The sequence below is a fragment of the Microbulbifer flavimaris genome, assembly GCF_001641755.2.
In the GTDB taxonomy this organism is placed as follows: domain Bacteria; phylum Pseudomonadota; class Gammaproteobacteria; order Pseudomonadales; family Cellvibrionaceae; genus Microbulbifer; species Microbulbifer flavimaris.
In genome coordinates, this window is the sequence record NZ_LRFG02000004.1 from 39,400 (window position 1) to 59,130 (window position 19,731).

Sequence of the window (19,731 nt, forward strand, 5' to 3'; positions counted from 1 at the left end):
TCAGTCGATCGGCTTTGGGGCGATGACATCGAGTTTGTCCGCCCAGGGGTCCAGGTCTTCCATGATGGATGGATACAGCTCCACTCCTTCCTCCAGCTGCCGTGCGCGCGCGTTCCAGGCCCGCTGGCCGGGCACGCGGACGTCACTGTTGCTGCCCTCGTCCGGGCGGCAGGATTCCCACAGATTACACAGGGCGGTAGTCTGGCGCAGGAAGTCGGCAGACTTGCCGAAAGCTTCAGGGTCGATCACCTGCAGGAAAACCGAGTTGGCCTCGTCATCGTGCGCTGCCTGTTCATCACCGCGGCCGTAGCCGCTGAGCCCCATGGACAGCACTTCCAGCATCGCGCTCAGTGCGGCGCCCTTGTAGCCGTGGTCGGCACCACCGACTGGCAGGATGCTGCCGCCATCCTCGAACGCAGCCGGGTCATTGGACAGCCGGCCCTGGCTGTCCTTGAGGCACTCGGTGGGTAGCATGCGCTTCTCCCGCTTGGCGCGGGACACGTAACCACCGGCGGTGACCGACATGCTGATATCAAACAGTAACGGGTACTCCCCTGCCGGTGCGGCAAAGGCGATCGGGTTGGCGGAAAACAGGGCATCGCGGCTGCCCTGGGGGGAAACAGTACGCTCCGCCGGTGTGGAACAGGTGAGAATGGCCACGCAGCCTTTTTCGATGATGGGTGGCAGATACGCGGCGAGGCAAGCAATGTGCTGGCTGCGACGCAGGGTGGCGGTAACGGCACCGTGCTCCTTGACCCGCTGCAGCGCGTGCCCGACCGCCTGGGACAGCACCCAGGGGCCGGGCAGGAAATTGGCATCCCAGTTAAAGCAGCTGCCGCGGTCCGACAGCACTTCGGGCTCGCCCTCCTTGCGGGTCTCACCGTTCACCAGCCAGGTCAGGTTACTGGAGACCCGGTTGAGCCCGTGGGTGGTAAACCCCAGCAGGTCTGCCTGCAGGAAGACGTTGGCCATCACGGCCGCCCGCTCTTCCGCCAGCCCGGCACGATGGAACAACTGGGTGACGAATGCGTGCAGGTCCTCGGCGGTGTAGTGATTGCTCATAACATCCTCCTTTGCTCAATCTCTCGATAGTTTTTCTCGACGTCTTCCGATGGCACTGAAACTGCCCCAGCGCCACCCTCCGGATCAGTGATCACTCACTTTGCCCCGCATCGACTTGATCTGCCCTCGGCGGGTTTTCTGCTTCAGTCGGCGTTCTTTTGAGGCACGCGTGGGCTTGGTGGGCACGCGCTTCTTTCGGCTGCGGGCGGCACTTGCAATTAGCTCCCGCAATCGCTCCAGTGCATCAGCACGGTTTTTTTCCTGGGTACGGAAGCGCTGCGCCTTGATCACGATAACACCGTCACTGGAGATGCGCTGGTCGCCCTGTGCCAACAGGCGCTCCTTTATTTTTTCCGGCAGCGAAGACGCGGCGATATCAAAGCGCAGATGGATGGCACTGGCCACCTTGTTGACGTTCTGCCCGCCGGCGCCCTGGGAGCGCACTGCGTGCATTTCGACCTCGTCCAGCGGGATCGACAGTTTGCTAGAAATTTTCAACATGTCAGCCTGATTTCTTATGAGACTTCCTGATAACAGCGTTCATTGTCTATGCTGTGTCCGATAGGCGCAAAATCTCACCGCTCTTCAAGTCCGCATTTTAAGTGGTAACCGCGCAATGACCGAGAAAAATCCCCAGAAACTGGCTCACTACGACCCTCCGGTTTTTTATACATCCACTGGCGTACTCCTGTTGCTGGTCGCCTTTGCGGTGTTCTTTCCGGACACGGCGAATACGTTTTTCAGCGACGTGCAGGCCTGGGTGGTGGACCAGTGGAGCTGGTACTACGTGCTGGTGGTGGCCATCATCCTGATGAGTGTCATTGTTATCGGGGTCTCGAGTCTGGGCAGTGTCAAACTCGGGCCCCAGCATGTGGAGCCAGACTACGGATTCGGCTCCTGGTTTGCCATGCTGTTTTCCGCCGGCATGGGGATCGGCCTGCTGTTCTTCGGGGTCGCAGAACCGGTCATGCACTACCTGAACCCGCCACAGGCTGACATGACTGGGGTTGATGCGGCCCGCCAGGCCATGGTGCTGACATTTTTCCACTGGGGGTTCCACGCCTGGGCAATTTACGCCATCGTGGCGATGATCCTCGCCTACTTCAGTTATCGCCACAATCTGCCACTGACACTGCGCTCAGCGCTTTACCCGATGATCGGTGAGCGCGTGCATGGACCGATCGGACACGCGGTGGATATCTTTGCCATCGTGGGCACTGTCTGTGGTGTAGCGACGACACTGGGCTACGGCGTCCTGCAGATCAACTCTGGCCTCAACCACCTGTTCGGGCTACCTGTCGGTGAAGGCGTACAGGTTGCGCTGATTGTCGTCACCACCATTCTCGCCACCATATCCGTAGTGATGGGGCTCGATGCGGGCATCAAGCGACTGTCACAGCTCAATATGACCCTCGCCGGCATCCTGCTGGTCATGGTACTGCTGCTTGGTAGCACTGTTTACCTGCTTCAGGCCTTCGTACAGAATTTCGGTAACTACCTGTCAGTGCTCGTCAACAAGACTTTCAACCTCTATGCCTACGAGCCCACCGACTGGCTCGGCGGCTGGACCATTCTCTACTGGGGCTGGTGGATGTCCTGGTCACCGTTTGTGGGTCTGTTTATCGCGCGGATTTCCCGCGGTCGAACCATTCGCGAGTTTGTCATGGGCGCCATGCTGGTTCCCGCTACCGTGACGCTGCTATGGATGACCTTTTTCGGTAATTCCGCCATCCATATGATCCTGAACGAGGGCCTGACTCAACTTGGGGAAGTGGTAGCTCAAGACCAGTCGGTAGCGTTGTTCCAGTTTCTGGAGCAGTTCCCGTTCTCCGGTGTCTTCTCGTTTGTCGCCGTGCTGATGGTCATCGTGTTTTTCGTGACCTCGGCGGATTCCGGTGCGCTGGTAGTCAATATGCTTTCCTCCCACGGGCGCGACGATACGCCACTCTGGCAAAGAATTTTCTGGTGCTTCCTGATCGGCGCCGTGGCCATTGCCCTGCTGCTGGCCGGGGGACTGTCCTCGCTGCAAACAGCGGTCATCGTCAGCGCCCTGCCCTTCTCGGCAATCTTGCTGATCGCGACTTACGGACTGATCAAAGCGTTACGAATCGACACGATGAAAAAGGTTTCCCGCCACGCCCCGGTAGCGCCCATCAGTGCGCGCAACCCGGTCGTCTGGCAGCGGCGCCTGAAGAATGCCATGCAGTTGCCGAGCCTGGCCGAGGTGCACCAGTTCATTCGCGAGATTGGCAAACCCTCACTGGAGGAGTTCGCCGAAGAGATGCGAAAAAACGGCTATACGGCAACGGTGACCGAGGGTGAAAACCAGTACGTGGAGGTAGAGGTATTGCAGGGCGAGGAGCTCAGCTTTATTTACGGAATACAACCCAGGGCCACCCTCAAGCCCGAAACCAGCGATCCAGACAAGGTACTGAGCGACAGCCATGATGACGGTTCCAGCGATGTGTATTTCCGCGCAGAAGTGCACCTGTTCGAGGGCGGCCAGGACTACGATGTGATGGGCTGGACCAAGGACCAGGTACTCACCGACATGGTTTCCCAATACGAGCGCCATTTGCAGTACCTGCATACCCTGCGTTGACGGCCGTCAATGCCGTACAGGCCTGCCACAGGGCAATGTGAATGCACTGGAGCAAGAATTGGCAACGTACGCCGATCGAGACACTACGGCTACCGATGGATCACCGGCTGAGTTGAGGACACGCATCCCATGAACCAGCAGATGCCCGTCCATGAGAAGCATGGCAAAGCGCGCTTCGATCCCCCGGTCTTCTACACGGCTACCGGACTGCTGTTACTGCTGGTCGCCTTTGCCGTGTTCTTTCCGGAAAAGGCCACGGCCCTGTTCGAGGGCATGCAAACCACCATCGTCGACTATTTTGGCTGGTACTACATCCTGATAGTGGCGATTCTGCTCATCACCGTGGTGGTTCTGGGCCTGTCCCGACTCGGCGATATCAAGCTGGGACCGGAACATTCCAAGCCTGACTACAGTTTCGCTTCCTGGCTCGCCATGCTGTTTTCCGCGGGCATTGGTATCGGCCTGCTGTTTTTCGGTGTGGCGGAACCGGTGATGCACTACCTGACGCCCCCGGATGCGGACAGCGGCACGGTTGAAGCGGCCCGGCAGGCCATGGTACTGAGTATCTTTCACTGGGGCTTTCACGTCTGGGCGATCTTCGCCGGCGTGGCGCTGATCCTCGGCTACTTCAGTTACCGGCACAACCTGCCACTGACTCTACGATCGGCACTCTACCCGTTGATCGGCGAACGGATTCATGGGCCGATCGGCAACGCGGTGGATATCTTTGCCATTGTCAGCACCGTCTGTGGTGTGGCGACAACGCTGGGCTTTGGCGTCCTGCAGATGAATGCGGGGCTCAATCACCTGTTCGGCATCCCTGTGGGGTCCGGCACCCAGGTTATTCTGATTATTGTCACCACTGCCGCAGCGACACTGTCGGTGATGGTGGGGCTGGACTCAGGCATCAAGCGGCTGTCCCAGATCAATATGGGGCTGGCTGCCATCCTGATGCTGACCATTCTGGTGCTGGGTAGCACCGTCTACCTGCTGCAGGCTTTTGTGCAGAATATTGGTAGCTACCTGACCACATTGGTCAACCGCACTTTTAACCTCTACGCTTATGCGCCGACAGACTGGATCGGTGGCTGGACAATTCTCTACTGGGGCTGGTGCCTGTCGTGGTCACCGTTTGTCGGACTCTTTATTGCTCGCATATCCCGTGGCCGCACCATTCGCGAGTTCGCCATCGGTACCCTGCTGATGCCCACCATGCTGACGATTTTATGGCTCACGGTTTTTGGCAATTCGGCCATCAAGATGATTCGTGATGATGGGCTGCAATCTCTGGCGGACATCATCCAGAAAGACCAGACCGTGGCCTTGTTCCAGTTCCTGGAGCAGTTTCCGTTCCCCGGCGTGCTGTCGATGCTGGCCATCATTCTGGTGATCATTTTCTTTATTACCTCGGCCGACTCCGGCGCATTGGTAATGAACATGCTGTCGTCCCATGGCCGGGATGACACTCCCATGTGGCAGCGGGTTTTCTGGTCCGCGATTATTGGTGTGGTGGCCATCGCACTGCTGCTGGCAGGCGGACTCACTTCTCTACAGACCGCGGCGATCGCCAGTGCGCTGCCATTTTCGGTCATACTGCTGGTCGCCATCTATGGCTTGATCGTGGCACTGCGAACCGACTCTGCCAAGCGCGATGCCCAGAGTGCGCCGGTGGCCCCCATTACCGCGCGCAACCCCGTCGCCTGGGAGCGCCGCCTGAAAAACCTGGTACAGCTGCCCTCCCTGCAAGAGGTACACCAGTACATCGAGGAGGTCGGCCTTCCTGCTCTGGAAAATTTTGCGTCGGAGATGCAGAAAAACGGATTTAACACGGAAGTGAGCTCTGGTGAAAATCATTCCGCCCACCTCAAGGTGTTCCAGGGCGATGAAGTGGACTTTCTGTACAGCCTGCACCCCAAGGCATTGCTCAAGCCCAGCGCCACCAATGCAGACGCGGAACTGGACGATAGCTACGACGACGGTTCCGAGGACAAGTATTTCCGGGCAGAGGTACACCTGAGTGAGGGCGGCCAGGATTACGATGTGATGGGCTGGACCCGGGACCAGCTACTGACCGATATTCTCAGCCAGTACGAACGCCACCTGCAGTTTCTGCACACTTTGCGCTAGCAGTGCGCGGTTTTTCCATCCCCGGCGCTGCTCGCGCAAACCAGGAATATGACCAACCGGCCACAAAGCTGCAGAAGAATCCCTTTTATTGCGCTAATGCAATCCGCTAGTATTGTCCAGGTTCCTAGAGGTGCAGGAATAAAAAAATAAATAATATGTTGCGCCCAGATTAAGCGAATGGACTCTCTGATTCAGGCGAGTAGACAAGCATTGGGCGCAGACAATCTGCGATCAGGAGAGAACCATGCCCAACGTAAAGCGCAGCCTGGCTGCGGCCATCGCCCTTGCCTCACTTTCCAGCCCATTTGCCTCCGCCAATGAGCCCGCTTTTTCCCAGGTGATTGCCTTCGGTGACAGCCTCACCGATGTCGGCAATGCGGGGATCTTCACCAGTGGTGACGACAAGCAGGCGGCCATCAGCATCATGTCACAGCAGCTGGGCCTTGGCCCGGTCACTCCGTCCTGCGCCGGGCTGAGCCTGTGCCTGCCGGAGGTCAACCCGGCACTCAGCCCGGAAGAACTGCTGGCTTCGGCCCAAGCCCAGGTGCAGGCCGCACTGCCCAATGTTGGCGGTGGCTGGGCGGTGGGCGGCCACCGCGCCGCCGATGTATTGCTGAATATTCTCGGCACCGAGGGTTACTTCAACTACCTGGCCCAAAACGGCATGACGCTGGACGTCAACGACCATAACTTCGTCAGTGCCCTGCTGCCGGACCCTACCCGGGAAACCAGCACCGGCCTCTACCCGGACCTCAACCTGCTCGGGGCTTTCCTGGCCGGTGACCCGAATGCTGCGGCTGCCATTGTGGCGGATTCCGGCATCACCGGTAATCCGCACCCGTTGGGCCTGGGTTACCTGGAAACCACAGCGGGCCGCGCCGACGGTAAGGCACTCTACTGGGTGAATGGTGGCGGTAACGATCTGCTGGGAGGCTTCCAGGCCGTGCTGGGAGGCAGTATCACCCAGGCACAATTTGGTGAAGATATCGGTACTGCCGCCAATATGCTGGCCGATGGTGCTAATGCCCTCTCTGCTGCCGGCGCCAACTACATTCTGGTCTCCAACGTTCCTGACATCAGCAGCACACCGGGAATGTTTGCTGCGGTGAGCCAGGCAGTGCTGGCGAGCCCTGAGGCGGCGCAGCTCGCCGACGCCGTTGCTGCCGGCCTGATCACGCAGGCAGAGGCGGACGCCCAGCTGGCCGCTGCCGTCAGCGATACGCTATCGATCGCAGGCGGCGCTGTGGATGCGTTCAACAGCACCCTGATGGCCGCTGCCGGCGATATCGACGGCGTCCTGCTGGTGGACCAGAACGGTGTACTGAAGGTCTCCCTCGCCAATGCCGGTACTCTTGGCTTTGCCTCCGGATTCCAGCAGACACAGTTCTGTTATGACGGCAGTGGCGGCTGTATCGAGCACCCGGTTTACGGCATCAACGGTACCAATCCGGATGACAGCCAGCTGATCTTCAACGACGCGGTGCACCCGACCCAGGCCGCACAGAACATGCTGGCCGACTACTACACCGGCATCGTCAATGCTGCACAGGTGGCCGGGCAACTGCCGGATATCGGCGTACAGGCGGCCCGCACCCACACCAACACCCTGGAAGAAAACCTGCTCGGCGCGCGCTACAGCGATGCGCAGACCGGTGTGTTTGTGGGTGGCGTGTTCGGCAATACGGATTACAGCAGTGGCTTTGCGCCCAACCTGAGTGGTGATGGCAGCGGCGGCATTCTCGGTGCTACCTACGCCCTGCGCAGCAATACTGAGCTGGGCTTCGCCCTGAGCCGTTCCGATATCTCCCTCGACAATGCACAATCCGTCGTGGACTCCACCTCCACCAATTACAGTGTCTTCGGCCGCTTCCACTACGACGTACTGTTTGTGGATGCCAGCGTAACGATGACGGATGTGGATTACGACAACGTCAGCCGCGCCTTCCGCCTCGGTAGCAGCTTCAACAGCAGCCTCGACGCCGATACTTCCGGTGAAAACCTCTCCCTGAGCATGACCGCGGGTGCCAACATTCTCACTGGCCCCACCCGCCTCGGGCCGTTTGCCAATGTCACCCGGGCAACGGTTGAGGTGGAAGGTTACACCGAGGACGCCATTGATGGCTTTACCTACACCGACGCCAGCGGCACGGAGCAGGATCCCTTTGGCATGCACTTTGCCAGCCAGGAGCGCCGCTACACCACCATGCGCGTCGGCGGTTTTGCCAGCCATAGCTGGGACAGCATCAGTGCCTACGGACAACTCTGGTATGAGGACACTACCGGCACTGATGACGACTCCCTGGAGGTCGGCATCAAATCCATGGGCGGCAACATGAATGCGATGCCCAGCTATGCCAGTGAGGGGGTGGGCCTGTTCGAGGATGGAGCCGGTGCCATGGTCGGCCTGCGCTGGCAGGCGGCCAGCCGCCTTGCCGTCAGCGCCAATCTCACCGCGCGCCCCACTTCCGAGACCGGTTCCATCAGCGTGAATTACCTGTTCTGATTTGCCGGGCTAACCACAGGCGCCCCATCCGGGGCGCCTCACCGTTTCCCCCCAGCCCGTACAATCTACTTCTTCACGGCCGACTCATTCATCCATTAGAGAGGATTACCACTGCCTTCATCGGCTGCTAACATTGACGCCACCCCTTTTTCTCTTCCTGCTGACATGTTCAAACTCAAAACCACACGCCTGCTCCTCCGTGAAATGACGGAAGAAGACGCTCCACTGATGCTTGCCGTCCTCAATGACCCCGACTTCCTGCGCAATGTCGGTGATCGGGGCGTGCATAACGAAGAAGATGCCCGCCGCTATATCGTCAACGGCCCCATTGCTGACTACAAGCGACAGAATTTCGGCATGTACAAAGTGGAGCTGAGAGACGGCACCCCCATCGGCCTGTGTGGGCTGGTCAAGCGTGATGGGCTGGACGATGTAGATATCGGTTTTGCCCTATTGCCCGACTATCGAGGCCAGGGTTATGCGCTGGAGGCGGCCACGGCGGTAATGGCTTTTGCCCGCGACAAAGTCGGCCTTGAACGGGTGGTCGCCATTGCCCAACCGGCCAACCTGCCGTCCGTACAATTGCTGGAAAAACTGGGAATGCAGCAGGAGCGCAAAATCCAGCTACCCAATGACGACGAGGAATTACTGCTGATGGCCTGGAGTGCGAACTAGCGGATCCGGCTGAAAGGAGAGTGCAGGAGAAAAAAAAGCGGGTGTTCTATCAAGGAGCCGGAACAACCCGCAAGGATGGTACAGCACTTCAGTCAACGTCTGACTGAGAACAAGAATGGCCCCGCGCGATGCGGGGCCGGAGAGGTTGGAGTGATTAGTGCGCGCTGGCCTCACCCGCCCCTTTCGGGAAGCGGATACTAGCCACCATTTCCTGCACATGCTTGGGCGCATCCTCGGTCATGCGTGCCACGGCAATGGCAACACCGAAGTTGAGCAGCATACCCAGTGTGCCGATACCCTCGGGGGAGATACCAAACCACCAGTTGTCCGGAGTGTTGGCGGCCGGATTGATGAACTTGAAGTAGATGATGTAGGCCGCGGTAAAGGTGATACCGGAGATCATGCCCGCAATCGCCCCTTCCTTGTTCATGCGCTTGCTGAAGATGCCCAGGATGATCGCCGGGAAGAACGACGAGGCTGCAAGCCCGAAGGCGAACGCCACCACCTGGGCCACGAAGCCCGGCGGATTGATCCCCAGGTAACCGGCGATACAGATGGCCACCGCCGAGGCAATCCGCGCGTAGCGCAATTCCTGTTTATCACTGATGTTAGGCATCAGGTTACGCTTCAACAGGTCGTGGGAAATCGACGTCGAGATCACCAGCAACAGGCCCGCTGAAGTGGATAGCGCTGCGGCAATGCCACCTGCTGCTACCAGCGCGATAACCCAGGCCGGCAGGTCGGCGATCTCCGGGTTGGCCAGCACCATGATATCGCGGTCGATATTCATCTCGTTGCGCTCATCACCGGAATAGAACATCTTGCCGTCGCCGTTCTTGTCTTCCCAGGAAATCAGGCCGGTGTTTTCCCAGTTAGAGATCCAGCTTGGAGCCTCCTCATAGGCAGTACCCTGCGCGTCCGGGCCGTTGATGGTGTCGATCATGTTCACCCGTGCGAAGGTGGCAATAGCCGGCGCAGTGGTGTAGAGCAGAGCGATAAACAGCAGCGCCCAGCCAGCGGACTTGCGCGCATCGCGCACTTTGGGCACGGTAAAGAAACGCACAATCACGTGGGGCAGACCGGCAGTACCCACCATCAGTGCAGCGGTGATAAAGAACACATCGATGGTGCTCTTGGTCCCCGACGTGTACTCCGCAAAGCCCAGTTCCGTCGACAGGCCATCCAGTTTATCCAGCAGGAAAGTTCCGGAACCATCGGACAGCTCGCTGCCAAAGCCGATTTGCGGGATGACATGACCGGTCATCATGATGGAGATGAAAATCGCCGGTACCAGGTAAGCGCAGATCAGTACGCAGTACTGGGCCACCTGGGTATAGGTGATGCCCTTCATGCCGCCGAGCACCGCATAGAAGAACACGATGGCCATACCGATGATCACACCCGCGGTAATGTCCACCTCAAGGAAGCGGGAGAACACCACACCCACGCCACGCATCTGGCCCGCCACATAGGTGAAGCAGACAAACACGGCACAGATGACGGCAACCGTGCGCGCCGTATTCGAGTAATAGCGATCGCCGATAAAGGCCGGCACCGTGAATTTGCCGAACTTGCGCAGGTAAGGCGCCAGGCACAGAGCCAAAAGCACGTAGCCTCCGGTCCAGCCCATCAGGTAGACGGCACCGTCGTAGCCCATAAAGCTGATCAGGCCCGCCATGGAGATGAACGACGCTGCCGACATCCAGTCTGCCGCCGTGGCCATGCCATTGGCAACCGGGTTGACGCCGCCGCTGGCGACATAGAAGTCGTGGGTGGAACCGGCGCGGGACCAGATGGCAATACCGATATAGACCGCAAAGGTAATCCCCACGATGATGAATGTGAGAGTTTGAATATCCATGACCCGCTCCTAGTGTGTGAACTCTTCTTCGAGGGCTTCTTCGAATTCATCTGGTTCTTCGTGATCCTCATGTACGTTGTACTTGCGGTCGAGCTTGTTCATCTTGACCACGTACACCACGATCAGAGCCAGGAATACATAGATAGAGCCCTGCTGGGCAAACCAGAAGCCGAGCTTGAAACCGCCCAGGCGGATCGCATTCAGCTCTTCCACAAACAGGATGCCCGCACCAAAAGACACCGCAAACCAGATACAGAGCAGGGTCAGCATCATGCGGAGATTTTCTTTCCAGTAGTCATCCGCGTGTTTTTCACTTTCGAAACTCATCGCTTATCTCCCATCGTTTCTCGATTATTGTTTTTTCCTCAGAAGGCATATTTGACGGAAAACTGCAGGCGCTGCAAGTCGCCCTCGTCATCCGCCAACAGTCCACTGACATTTTCCACCTGCTTACTGGCCAGAATGTACTCGCCACCGAGGGTGAGCTTTGGTACCGGTGAATAGAGCAGATTCAGGTGGGCGCTGCGGTACTCGGCCGCAGTGGTGTCAGAGACCGTATCCGGATTGTCGGCAGAGCTCATGGAGAGCACGACATTGGTCCGCCAGGCCTGACTCCAGGGGTGGCGCCAGGCAATGAAACCACCGGACTGGTCGATCAAGTCGATATCACCATCCACATCGATAATGCCGGCGCGGTAGCCGTTAAGGCCCATATAGCGCCCCAACGCATTGCCGTAGTTGTACATAAAGCGGATATCGTCCGTCCCCAGCTGGAGCTTGCCGGACAGGCTGATGGCATAACCGCGCCGGGATTCGCGGAGATCCCCGGCTTCATAGGCCAGCTCGCGGCTCATGGAGGCGATGGAATAACTGAGGCCGCCCGCACTGTTGTTGTAACGCACAATAAAGTCCGGGCTGCCGTTATCGTCGTAGGGGTTCTCAGTACCGTTGTAGAGCGTGGTGGCAGGGTTTTCTGCCGCGACTTGCAGGCTGCCGGAACCAACCTTCTGGGTGAAGCGCAGTTGCGGCTGGCGCTCGAAAATCGTTCCCACCGGCCCGACGAAATCCATCCCTTCCGGCAATGCGCCCACATTGAAGAAGGTGGACCAGCTCTGGCCTGCCAGCAGGCTGCGGCTTTCATCCATCTGCCAGTCCACATAGGCATGGCGCAAACGCTGTGCGTAGGAATTACTGATGCGCTCGTCCCCCTGGCCACTGGCCATGGCGTCGATTTCGAGATGGGTATTCACCTGACCCGAACCCGCAGCCGTGCTGGTTTTGATAAACAGGCGGGTGGATTTGGCATGGGCGTGATACTTGGCGTCACCGCTCTCACCACCGACAGGGATGGTTGAAGGCACGAGGAAATCCTCGCCGATGCCCGCTGTGGCCGAGGCGCCATCAGAGTAATCACTCAGGTTGCTGTCCAGTTTGACGTAGCCGCCGATCTGCAGCTTGGTGCCACTGGCCGGCGCCTGCTCCGGCTCCGGATCCGGCAGCGACGCCATACGCTGTTCGGCGCGCTCCGCCTGTTCGGCCAGTTTGCTGATCTGGGCCTGCAGTTCCTCGATGCGCAGCTGCAGCTCCTCGGGGCTGGGCTCATCCGCGACGGACTTCTGCGCACTGGCGACACTGGCAAAGCCCAGACAGGCCGATGAAATGATCAGACCCGCCGAGAGGCGAGCCACGAATTTTCCGATTGGTTTGGTCATACCGTTCTCCCTCATCGCTGGCTAATTGATTGGTGCAGTAGCGATATAAGCGCGTTTGCGAAAATTCGGGTATTAACCATTGGTCTAAATCCAGGGGCTATTTCGACCAATGTCTAAGTGTGGGAGGGAAATGCCGGTCAATCACAGCGGATTTCGACTTATGTCTAATACGCGCTTTTGCGGGCGCGGGGCATGATGTTCATAAACACAAAACCCGATGCCGGGCAGCCGGCTTTGAATAATCAGCGAGGTCCGCCAACGTGAAAGAAGCAACTGTCTACCCCGTGCCCGCGCACTACGCCGAACAATCCCTGTTGAATGAGCAGCAGTACCTGGAGCTGTACCGGCGCTCCATAGAGGACAATGAGGGCTTCTGGCGCGAGCAGGGGCAGCGGCTCGACTGGATCAAGCCATTCACGCAGGTAAAGAACACATCTTTCGACAAGGATGACCTGCATATCCGCTGGTACGAGGACGGTACGCTCAATGTCGCCGCCAACTGCCTGGACCGGCACCTGGCGGAACATGCCGACAGCAACGCTATCCTGTGGGTGGGCGACGAACCCGGCCAGAGTCGCGAGATCAGCTACCGCGAGCTGCATCGGGAAGTGTGCCAGTTCGCCAACGGCCTGAAATCCCTCGGGGTGAAAAAGGGGGATGTGGTGACCATCTATCTGCCAATGATTCCCCAGGCGGCCGCTGCCATGCTCGCCTGTGCCCGTATCGGTGCGATGCACTCGGTGGTGTTTGCCGGCTTCTCTCCGGAGGCTCTCGCCGGGCGCATGGATGATGGGCACTCCCGTATCGTCATCACCGCCAATGCCGGCAAACGCGGCGGCCGCTCGGTGGTGCTGAAAGAAAACGTGGACCGGGCGATCGAACTCTGTAAGGAAACCACCGTCGAGAAAGCGGTAGTCGTGGACTACACCGATGATCAGGTCAACATGGTGCCGGGTCGCGATGTGGACTATGCGACGCTACTGGCGGAGCAGAGCGACGATTGCCCGGCAGAAGAAATGAGCGCAGAGGATCCACTGTTCATCCTCTACACCTCCGGCTCCACCGGCAAGCCCAAGGGGGTGCTGCACACCAGCGGCGGCTACCTGACCTACGCCAGTCTCACCCATGAATATGTGTTCGACTATCGCCGCGGTGAGCGTTTCTGGTGTGCCGCCGACATCGGCTGGGTCACCGGCCACAGCTACATCATCTACGGACCGCTGGCCAACGGCGCAACCACGGTGATGTACGAAGGTGTGCCCAACTATCCCGATGTAAGCCGTGTGGCCAGCATTATCGACGAGCACCAGATCGATGTGCTCTACATTGCTCCCACCGCGATTCGTGCATTGATGGCCGAGGGCGACAAACCCACCGCAGGTGCTGACCTCTCCTCCCTGCGCCTGCTGGGGACCGTGGGCGAACCGATCAATCCGGAGGCCTGGCGCTGGTACCACGATCACTTCGGCCGCGGCCGGTGCCCGATTGTGGATACCTGGTGGCAGACTGAGACCGGTGCGGCCCTGTTGACGCCCCTGCCCGGAGCCACCGCCCTGAAGCCCGGTTCCGCTACCCGCCCCTTCTTCGGCATCCGCCCGGCACTGGTGGACAACGAGGGGAATGTCCTGGAGGGCGCCGCCGAGGGCAACCTGGTCCTGCTGGATAGCTGGCCGGGGCAGATGCGCACCGTGTTCGGGGATCACCAGCGCTTTATCGATACCTACTTCAGCACCTTCAACGGCATGTACTTCACCGGCGACGGCGCCCGTCGGGACGAGGATGGCTACTATTGGATCACCGGACGCGTGGACGATGTTTTGAACGTATCCGGTCACCGCATGGGCACTGCCGAGCTGGAGAGCGCACTGGTGGCGCATCCCGCTGTGGCCGAAGCCGCCGTGGTGGGCTTCCCCCACGACATCAAAGGTCAGGGAATCTATATCTACGTGACCCTGAACAGCGACCGGCAACCCAGCGAGGAAATGCACCGCACCCTGCGCGACTGGCTGCGCAGTGAGATCGGTCCCATTGCCACACCCGATGTGATTCAGTGGGCTCCCGGGCTGCCCAAGACCCGCTCCGGCAAGATCATGCGCCGCATCCTGCGCAAGATTGCTGCCGATGAAGTGGATCAGCTGGGGGACATCTCTACACTGGCAGACCCGTCGGTGGTGGCTGAACTGATTGCCCGCCACGAGGCCCTGGCGGAGAGCGCCTGATTCGACGACTGACTCCACCGAGTCGATCCTTGCACCGGCCCCGCCTCAGGCGGCGGCCGGTTTTTTCCCATCGGCAGCGGATGGGCGTAAACTGGATCTGTCCAGACTAAGAATAAAAAGCCCTGCAGGGCCTCAAAATGATGAGGGAGCCATGACCAACCCAAACGGTCCCGGCGCCGGCCGCCGCAAATTTATTGTGGCCGACGACCATCCGCTGTTTCGCGGAGCCCTTTGCCAGTCCATCCGCACCACCTTTGCTGACGCCGAGATCGTCGAGGCAATGGACATGGAGAGTTTGCAACGCTGCGCTGCGGAGCACAGTGACGCAGACCTGCTGCTACTCGATTTGCATATGCCGGGCGCCCATGGCTTCAGCGGCCTCATCTTCCTGAGCGGCCAGCACCCGCAGCTACCGGTGATGGTGGTCTCTGCCAACGAGAAACCGGAAGTCATGTGTCGGTCGGTGGATTACGGGGCCTGCGGCTTCCTGCCGAAATCCGCGCCGGTGGAAACCATTGGTGAAGCTCTGCAAGCCGCCCTGGCGGGGGATATCTGGCTGCCAGCGGATGTGGCCCGGCAGCGCACGACCGGGGGTGCTGAGCATGACGACGTCGCCGATGTGGTGGCATCACTGACTCCGCAGCAATTCCGCGTGGCCACCATGCTGGCCGAAGGCCTGCTGAACAAGCAGATTGCCTACGAGATGAATGTCACCGAGGCGACCGTGAAGGCCCACCTCACCGCCCTGTTCCGCAAGCTGGGTGTGAATTCACGTACCCAGGCGGTACTGGCCATCAGCAGTCTGGATGTGGAGGCGCCGGGGCAGTTCACGCCTCCGCCGAAGCAGCCCGCCCCCGCCTGATAGCCCATGCGTAAAGTCGTGTAACAGCTCGCTTCGCCAACCCCTCCAGCTTTGTGTGGGAAAGCTGGAAACAGAACCACTGTTCCTGCGCTTCCTCGCTCATCTGCCCGCGCTGGCCGAGCCCCATTGTCAGCGAACTTTACACATGGCCCACTGGCGTTTTCGACAGCCGCCTGACCAGGTTGCGCAGTGCCGCCGGCTTGACCGGTTTCGGCAGATAGAAAAGCCCCGCGTCGCGGGCACTATCGCGCACTGTCTCGGAAATATCGGCGCTGACCAGGATGCCGGGAACTTCTGACTGCCAGTCATCACAGAGCGCCTCGATCGCCTCGATACCTGTCGCGCCATCATCCAGGTGGTAGTCGGCAATGACTAGCTGTGGCGGACCCCCTTTCCACGCCGCGCGCGCCTCAGTAAGTGAACGGGCCACCGTCACCTGACACCCCCACCCCTCCAGCAGACTCTGCATACCACGCACGATAGAGGCTTCATTGTCGATACAGAGGACCCGGACCCCATCCAGCTCTGCCCCCAGCGCGGCCTGCTCGGAGGGCACTGATTCCTGTGAACGGCTTGCAGGCACACCCGCAGGCAACAGGATTGAAAACAGGGTGCCACGCCCGGGCACGGAGTGGAGGTGCACCGGGTGGCCCAGTAGATCGGCACTGCGACGGGCGATAGCGAGCCCCAGGCCCAAGCCTTTTTCACTGGCATTTTCCGCCGATGCCAGCCGCACAAACTCATCGAAAATCTGCGCCTGCGCTTCCTCGGCAATACCGGGGCCAGTGTCGAGTACCTGCACCTCCAGACCCTCGGGCCGACGGCGCACGCCGATGAGGACCCGGCCACGGCGCGTGTACTGCAGCGCATTACTGAGAAAGTTCTGCAGGATCCGCCGCAACAGATGGCGGTCACTGTAGACCCAGGCACTGCTGCGGGGATGACGGAGCTGCAGGCCACGTGCAGCGGCAATGGCCTGCATTTCAGTCGCAAGTCCATCGAGCAAGTCGTTCAGCGGGAAGTGCTCCAGCTTAGGGGTCAGCTTGCCGGAGTCCAGCCGGCTGATCTCCCGCAGGGCGCCGATCAGGTGCTCGGCGGATTCCAGTGCGCTGTCGATATTGGCAATGTCCGACAGGGTCTCGGGCCACTGCTCCCGCGCGGCCTTCTGCTGTGCCGAGGCAATAAACAAGCGCGCCGCATTGATGGGCTGCAGGAGGTCGTGGCTGGTGTGGGCCAGGAACCGCGACTTGGCCGCGTGCAGGGACTGCAGCTCTGCCGTCCTCTGCTCTACCCGCTGCTCCAGTGTGCGCTGGTTTTCCTCCAGTGCATCCACCGCAGCCCGGTAGTCGCTGATATCGGTGAAGGTGGTCACAAAGCCGCCGCCGGGCATGGGCGTCCCACGTACCTCGACGATGACACCATTCGGCAATCGCCGCTCGAAGCGATGTGCGCTGCCGTGACGCAATAATTCCAGCCGCCGTTGCACCTGGGCATCCAGATCGCGGTTCTGGTCGCCGTACAGGCCGCGCTCCGCATTGTGGCGATAGAGGCGTTCTACCGGACAACCGATATATAGTAGCCGCGAGGGATACCCGAACAGCTCCCGGTACTGCTGGTTCCAGGCTACCAGGCGCAGATCCGCGTCCACCACGGAAATCCCCTGACTGATGGTCTCCACCGTTGTCTGCAGCAACTCCTGGCTGAAACGCAATTTCTGCGAAGTGCCATCCACCAGCCGGGCGATATGCTCCACCTTGAGTGGCTTATTGCGGCGCAGCAGCTCCAGCACCTGCTGTGCAGTGCCGGAGCCGACAATCCCCGCCAGGATCGTCTCTGTCTCCCACACAACAAACCTCGGCGCCCGGTCATCGGGGAGCAACCGCTGGCCGGCACGCAATTCAAAACCCTGCCAGATTTCATCCAGCCGATCAGAACCGATGAACGGCTGCATCAGGCTGTGCAGCTGTGCGACCTGCACACTGGTCGGCGCCAGCTCGGCACTGGCGTCCCGGCGGCGCACACCCTCATCGACGAAGGCGCTGGCCTGGCGACGGTCGCGGCCATCCTGCTGGCTCAGCCTGGACACCAGCACAAACAGGAACACATTGGCCACAAGGCTCCAGAACACACCGTGGCTCAGGGGATCGAGGCCCGTCAGTCCAAAAAGTGCCTGTGGCCGCAGCCAGGAAACACCAGCCAATCCCTGGCCCGTCAGCGGATGGGCCGGGAACACCGCCGGCAACACCAGGCAGAAGAACCACAGGGCATAACCGGCGGCAAGGCCGGCCCAGACACCGTTGCGGTGGGCCTCCCGCCAGTAGAGGCCACCGATCAGTGCCGGTGCCAGCTGCGCGGCGGCGGCGAAAGACAGCAGGCCGATGGGGGCCAGGGTTTCCAGCCCCGTCAGGGCACGGTGCATACCCCAGCCAAGGAGCATCAATAACAGGATACTGACCGCACGGATCTGGCGCAGGTAATTACCGAAGGAGACTGCCGACAAGCGCGTGAAACGGCTCAGATAAAGCCAAACCGGCGCCACCAGCTCATTGGAGATCATCACCGCAAGCGTTACTGCCGCGACAATCACCATGCCAGTGGCGGCGGAGAATCCGCCCAGGTAGGCGAGTGCGGTCAGCGCACTGCTGTCGGCCGCCATCGGCAGCGACAGTACCAGGCTGTCCGGCGAGAGCGCCCCACCGGTGGCAAGAGGTTGGCCAGCCATGGCGATCGGCAGGATCAACACCGCAAACAGCAGCAGGTAGAGCGGGAACATCCAGCGTGCGGTATGCAGGTCCTTTGGACCCTGGTACTCCACCACGGCCATATGGAACTGCCGCGGCAGACACAGGATGGCAGCAGCGGCGAGGAGCGTCTGGGTGAGGAAATTCGCGTCCAGGGTAAGGGGGTCCCAGCGCCGGGCAAGAGCCTCACCGCTAACCAGTGCTTCTGTCACCAGCAGCCAGCAGGCGAGCCCGGCCACGGCCGCAAAAGCCAGCAACTTCACCAGGCTTTCCAGCGCGATGGCGCTCACCACGCCGCGATTGCGTTCCCGCCCCTCCAGGTGACGGGTGCCGAACAGCACCGCAAACAGCCCCATGAGCAGGGCTGTGGCCAGCGCCGTATCCAGATTCCAGAGACCGGCACCCACATCGCTCGGACCAACGGCATCCCACGCCATGGTCACTGCCCGCAGCTGCAGGGCGATATAGGGTAGCGTACCCACAATCGCCAGAACCGTGACCAGCGCAGACAGCCCGCGGCTCTTGCCATAGCGAGAGCCGATAAAGTCGGCGATGGAAGTGACTTTCTGTCGCTCCCCCACCGTGACCAGCTTGCCCAGCAGCGAACCACCCAACAGAAACAGGAGAATGGGACCCAGGTAAATGGGCAGGTAACTCCAGGTGCTGGCCACCGCCTGACCCACGCCACCAAAAAAGGTCCAGGAGCTGCAGTAGACCGCCAGCGCCAGCGCGTAGACCACCGGCCGGTAGCGCTGACTCCAGGCACCGCGACGCTCAGCCCACCAGGCCACCGCAAACAACAGCGCCACATAAACCAGGGCAAAGAAGAGCAAAAAGGGCTTGCCTATCATCGACTAACTCCGGTGCTACTTATTATTCCACCGAAGATAACTGAAGCGCCCTGCAGGTGGCTATTAGCGGATGGTCGCAAATGGAGACGCCAGGTACTCGCCCGGTCATCCGGGCGGCGTTGACAAGCCAATGGGCTGAACTATTTTCTGCTTGACACCTTCTATCCGTTGTCCTTGCCAAGCGACGTTTTTACGAGACCAACACCATGATCATCGCCACCGATATGCCCGAAGTCGCCAAATGCGTCATCAGCCACTGCGCCTACAATGCTGACGAGGCCTGTCACGCCCGCGCCATCACCATTGGTGACGGTCCAGATCCAGACTGCGATACCTACTTCGACAGTTCCAAACACACCGACAGCGACCGCACTGCCGGTGTCGGTGCCTGCAAGATGACAGACTGCGCCCACAACGAAGATTTCGAGTGCAGTGCGGACGCCATCCAGGTGGGCCAGAACGGTAATGCCGTCAACTGTCTCACCTACAGCGCAGCCCACTAGTTCATCCCTGCAG

Annotated in this window: 13 protein-coding genes; 7 read left to right on the forward strand and 6 right to left on the reverse strand. The window is 60.1% G+C overall.

Translation table 11 applies throughout. The annotated features are described in order from the left end of the window. Positions 1 to 1,062, reverse strand: a complete 1,062-nt coding sequence (locus tag AWR36_RS11635) for an Ldh family oxidoreductase (protein WP_067085113.1) — start codon at positions 1,060 to 1,062, stop codon at positions 1 to 3. An 84-nt stretch (positions 1,063 to 1,146) separates the two neighbouring features. Next, complete coding sequence (gene arfB, locus AWR36_RS11640; protein ID WP_067085115.1) at positions 1,147 to 1,563, reverse strand: alternative ribosome rescue aminoacyl-tRNA hydrolase ArfB; 417 nt, start codon at positions 1,561 to 1,563, stop codon at positions 1,147 to 1,149. Between the two features lie 115 nt (positions 1,564 to 1,678). On the opposite strand from arfB, the gene AWR36_RS11645 reads away from it, so the two are divergent. The 4 genes from AWR36_RS11645 (at position 1,679) to AWR36_RS11660 (ending at position 8,969) form a co-directional block, all read left to right on the forward strand. Further along, positions 1,679 to 3,664 (forward strand): BCCT family transporter, encoded by a 1,986-nt coding sequence (locus AWR36_RS11645; RefSeq protein WP_067085117.1) that lies wholly within the window; start codon positions 1,679 to 1,681, stop codon positions 3,662 to 3,664. Positions 3,665 to 3,793: 129 nt separating this feature from the next. Next, entirely contained in the window at positions 3,794 to 5,791 is a 1,998-nt protein-coding gene (locus tag AWR36_RS11650; RefSeq protein WP_231745311.1) for a BCCT family transporter, read from the forward strand. 244 nt (positions 5,792 to 6,035) lie between these two features. Beyond that, the gene (locus AWR36_RS11655; protein ID WP_067085120.1) at positions 6,036 to 8,294 is read left to right on the forward strand and encodes an autotransporter outer membrane beta-barrel domain-containing protein; all 2,259 of its coding nucleotides are present in this window, start codon (positions 6,036 to 6,038) and stop codon (positions 8,292 to 8,294) included. Positions 8,295 to 8,459: 165 nt separating this feature from the next. Then, entirely contained in the window at positions 8,460 to 8,969 is a 510-nt protein-coding gene (locus AWR36_RS11660) for a GNAT family N-acetyltransferase (protein WP_067085123.1), read from the forward strand. 154 nt (positions 8,970 to 9,123) lie between these two features. On the opposite strand, the gene AWR36_RS11665 is transcribed toward AWR36_RS11660, so the two are convergent. From AWR36_RS11665 to AWR36_RS11675, 3 genes are read right to left on the reverse strand one after another with little or no spacing between them, the layout of a single operon-like run. After that, the gene (locus tag AWR36_RS11665) at positions 9,124 to 10,830 is read right to left on the reverse strand and encodes a sodium:solute symporter family protein (protein WP_067085125.1); all 1,707 of its coding nucleotides are present in this window, start codon (positions 10,828 to 10,830) and stop codon (positions 9,124 to 9,126) included. A 9-nt stretch (positions 10,831 to 10,839) separates the two neighbouring features. Further along, entirely contained in the window at positions 10,840 to 11,157 is a 318-nt protein-coding gene (locus AWR36_RS11670) for a DUF4212 domain-containing protein (RefSeq protein WP_067085128.1), read from the reverse strand. Positions 11,158 to 11,195: 38 nt separating this feature from the next. Then, positions 11,196 to 12,542, reverse strand: a complete 1,347-nt coding sequence (locus tag AWR36_RS11675; RefSeq protein ID WP_197409266.1) for a DcaP family trimeric outer membrane transporter — start codon at positions 12,540 to 12,542, stop codon at positions 11,196 to 11,198. A gap of 260 nt (positions 12,543 to 12,802) precedes the next feature. Here AWR36_RS11675 and acs point away from each other — a divergent pair, with 260 nt between their 5' ends. Together acs and AWR36_RS11685 are read left to right on the forward strand one after the other, a co-directional pair. Then, positions 12,803 to 14,761 carry an acetate--CoA ligase gene (acs, locus tag AWR36_RS11680; RefSeq protein WP_082679572.1) on the forward strand — a complete coding sequence of 653 codons (1,959 nt, stop codon included), beginning with the start codon at positions 12,803 to 12,805 and terminating at the stop codon, positions 14,759 to 14,761. 151 nt (positions 14,762 to 14,912) lie between these two features. Continuing rightward, on the forward strand, positions 14,913 to 15,623 hold the full coding sequence (locus AWR36_RS11685; RefSeq protein WP_067085133.1) for a LuxR C-terminal-related transcriptional regulator: 711 nt from the start codon (positions 14,913 to 14,915) through the stop codon (positions 15,621 to 15,623). A gap of 139 nt (positions 15,624 to 15,762) precedes the next feature. Here the strand turns inward: AWR36_RS11685 and AWR36_RS11690 are convergent, their stop codons facing one another. Then, entirely contained in the window at positions 15,763 to 19,215 is a 3,453-nt protein-coding gene (locus tag AWR36_RS11690) for a NahK/ErcS family hybrid sensor histidine kinase/response regulator (RefSeq protein WP_067085136.1), read from the reverse strand. A 206-nt stretch (positions 19,216 to 19,421) separates the two neighbouring features. Here AWR36_RS11690 and AWR36_RS11695 point away from each other — a divergent pair, with 206 nt between their 5' ends. Further along, positions 19,422 to 19,718: a DUF1540 domain-containing protein gene (locus tag AWR36_RS11695; protein WP_176491137.1), complete on the forward strand. Its 297-nt coding sequence runs from the start codon at positions 19,422 to 19,424 to the stop codon at positions 19,716 to 19,718. Positions 19,719 to 19,731 lie beyond the last annotated feature (13 nt).

Excerpts from the sequence above, each read along its gene's own strand:
- AWR36_RS11635 (WP_067085113.1), bottom strand. The coding sequence starts at position 1,062 with ATGAGCAATCACTACACCGCCGAGGACCTGCACGCATTCGTCACCCAG.
- arfB (WP_067085115.1), bottom strand. The coding sequence starts at position 1,563 with ATGTTGAAAATTTCTAGCAAACTGTCGATCCCGCTGGACGAGGTCGAA.
- AWR36_RS11645 (WP_067085117.1), top strand. The coding sequence starts at position 1,679 with ATGACCGAGAAAAATCCCCAGAAACTGGCTCACTACGACCCTCCGGTT.
- AWR36_RS11650 (WP_231745311.1), top strand. The coding sequence starts at position 3,794 with ATGAACCAGCAGATGCCCGTCCATGAGAAGCATGGCAAAGCGCGCTTC.
- AWR36_RS11655 (WP_067085120.1), top strand. The coding sequence starts at position 6,036 with ATGCCCAACGTAAAGCGCAGCCTGGCTGCGGCCATCGCCCTTGCCTCA.
- AWR36_RS11660 (WP_067085123.1), top strand. The coding sequence starts at position 8,460 with ATGTTCAAACTCAAAACCACACGCCTGCTCCTCCGTGAAATGACGGAA.
- AWR36_RS11665 (WP_067085125.1), bottom strand. The coding sequence starts at position 10,830 with ATGGATATTCAAACTCTCACATTCATCATCGTGGGGATTACCTTTGCG.
- AWR36_RS11670 (WP_067085128.1), bottom strand. The coding sequence starts at position 11,157 with ATGAGTTTCGAAAGTGAAAAACACGCGGATGACTACTGGAAAGAAAAT.
- AWR36_RS11675 (WP_197409266.1), bottom strand. The coding sequence starts at position 12,542 with ATGACCAAACCAATCGGAAAATTCGTGGCTCGCCTCTCGGCGGGTCTG.
- AWR36_RS11685 (WP_067085133.1), top strand. The coding sequence starts at position 14,913 with ATGACCAACCCAAACGGTCCCGGCGCCGGCCGCCGCAAATTTATTGTG.
- AWR36_RS11690 (WP_067085136.1), bottom strand. The coding sequence starts at position 19,215 with ATGATAGGCAAGCCCTTTTTGCTCTTCTTTGCCCTGGTTTATGTGGCG.
- AWR36_RS11695 (WP_176491137.1), top strand. The coding sequence starts at position 19,422 with ATGATCATCGCCACCGATATGCCCGAAGTCGCCAAATGCGTCATCAGC.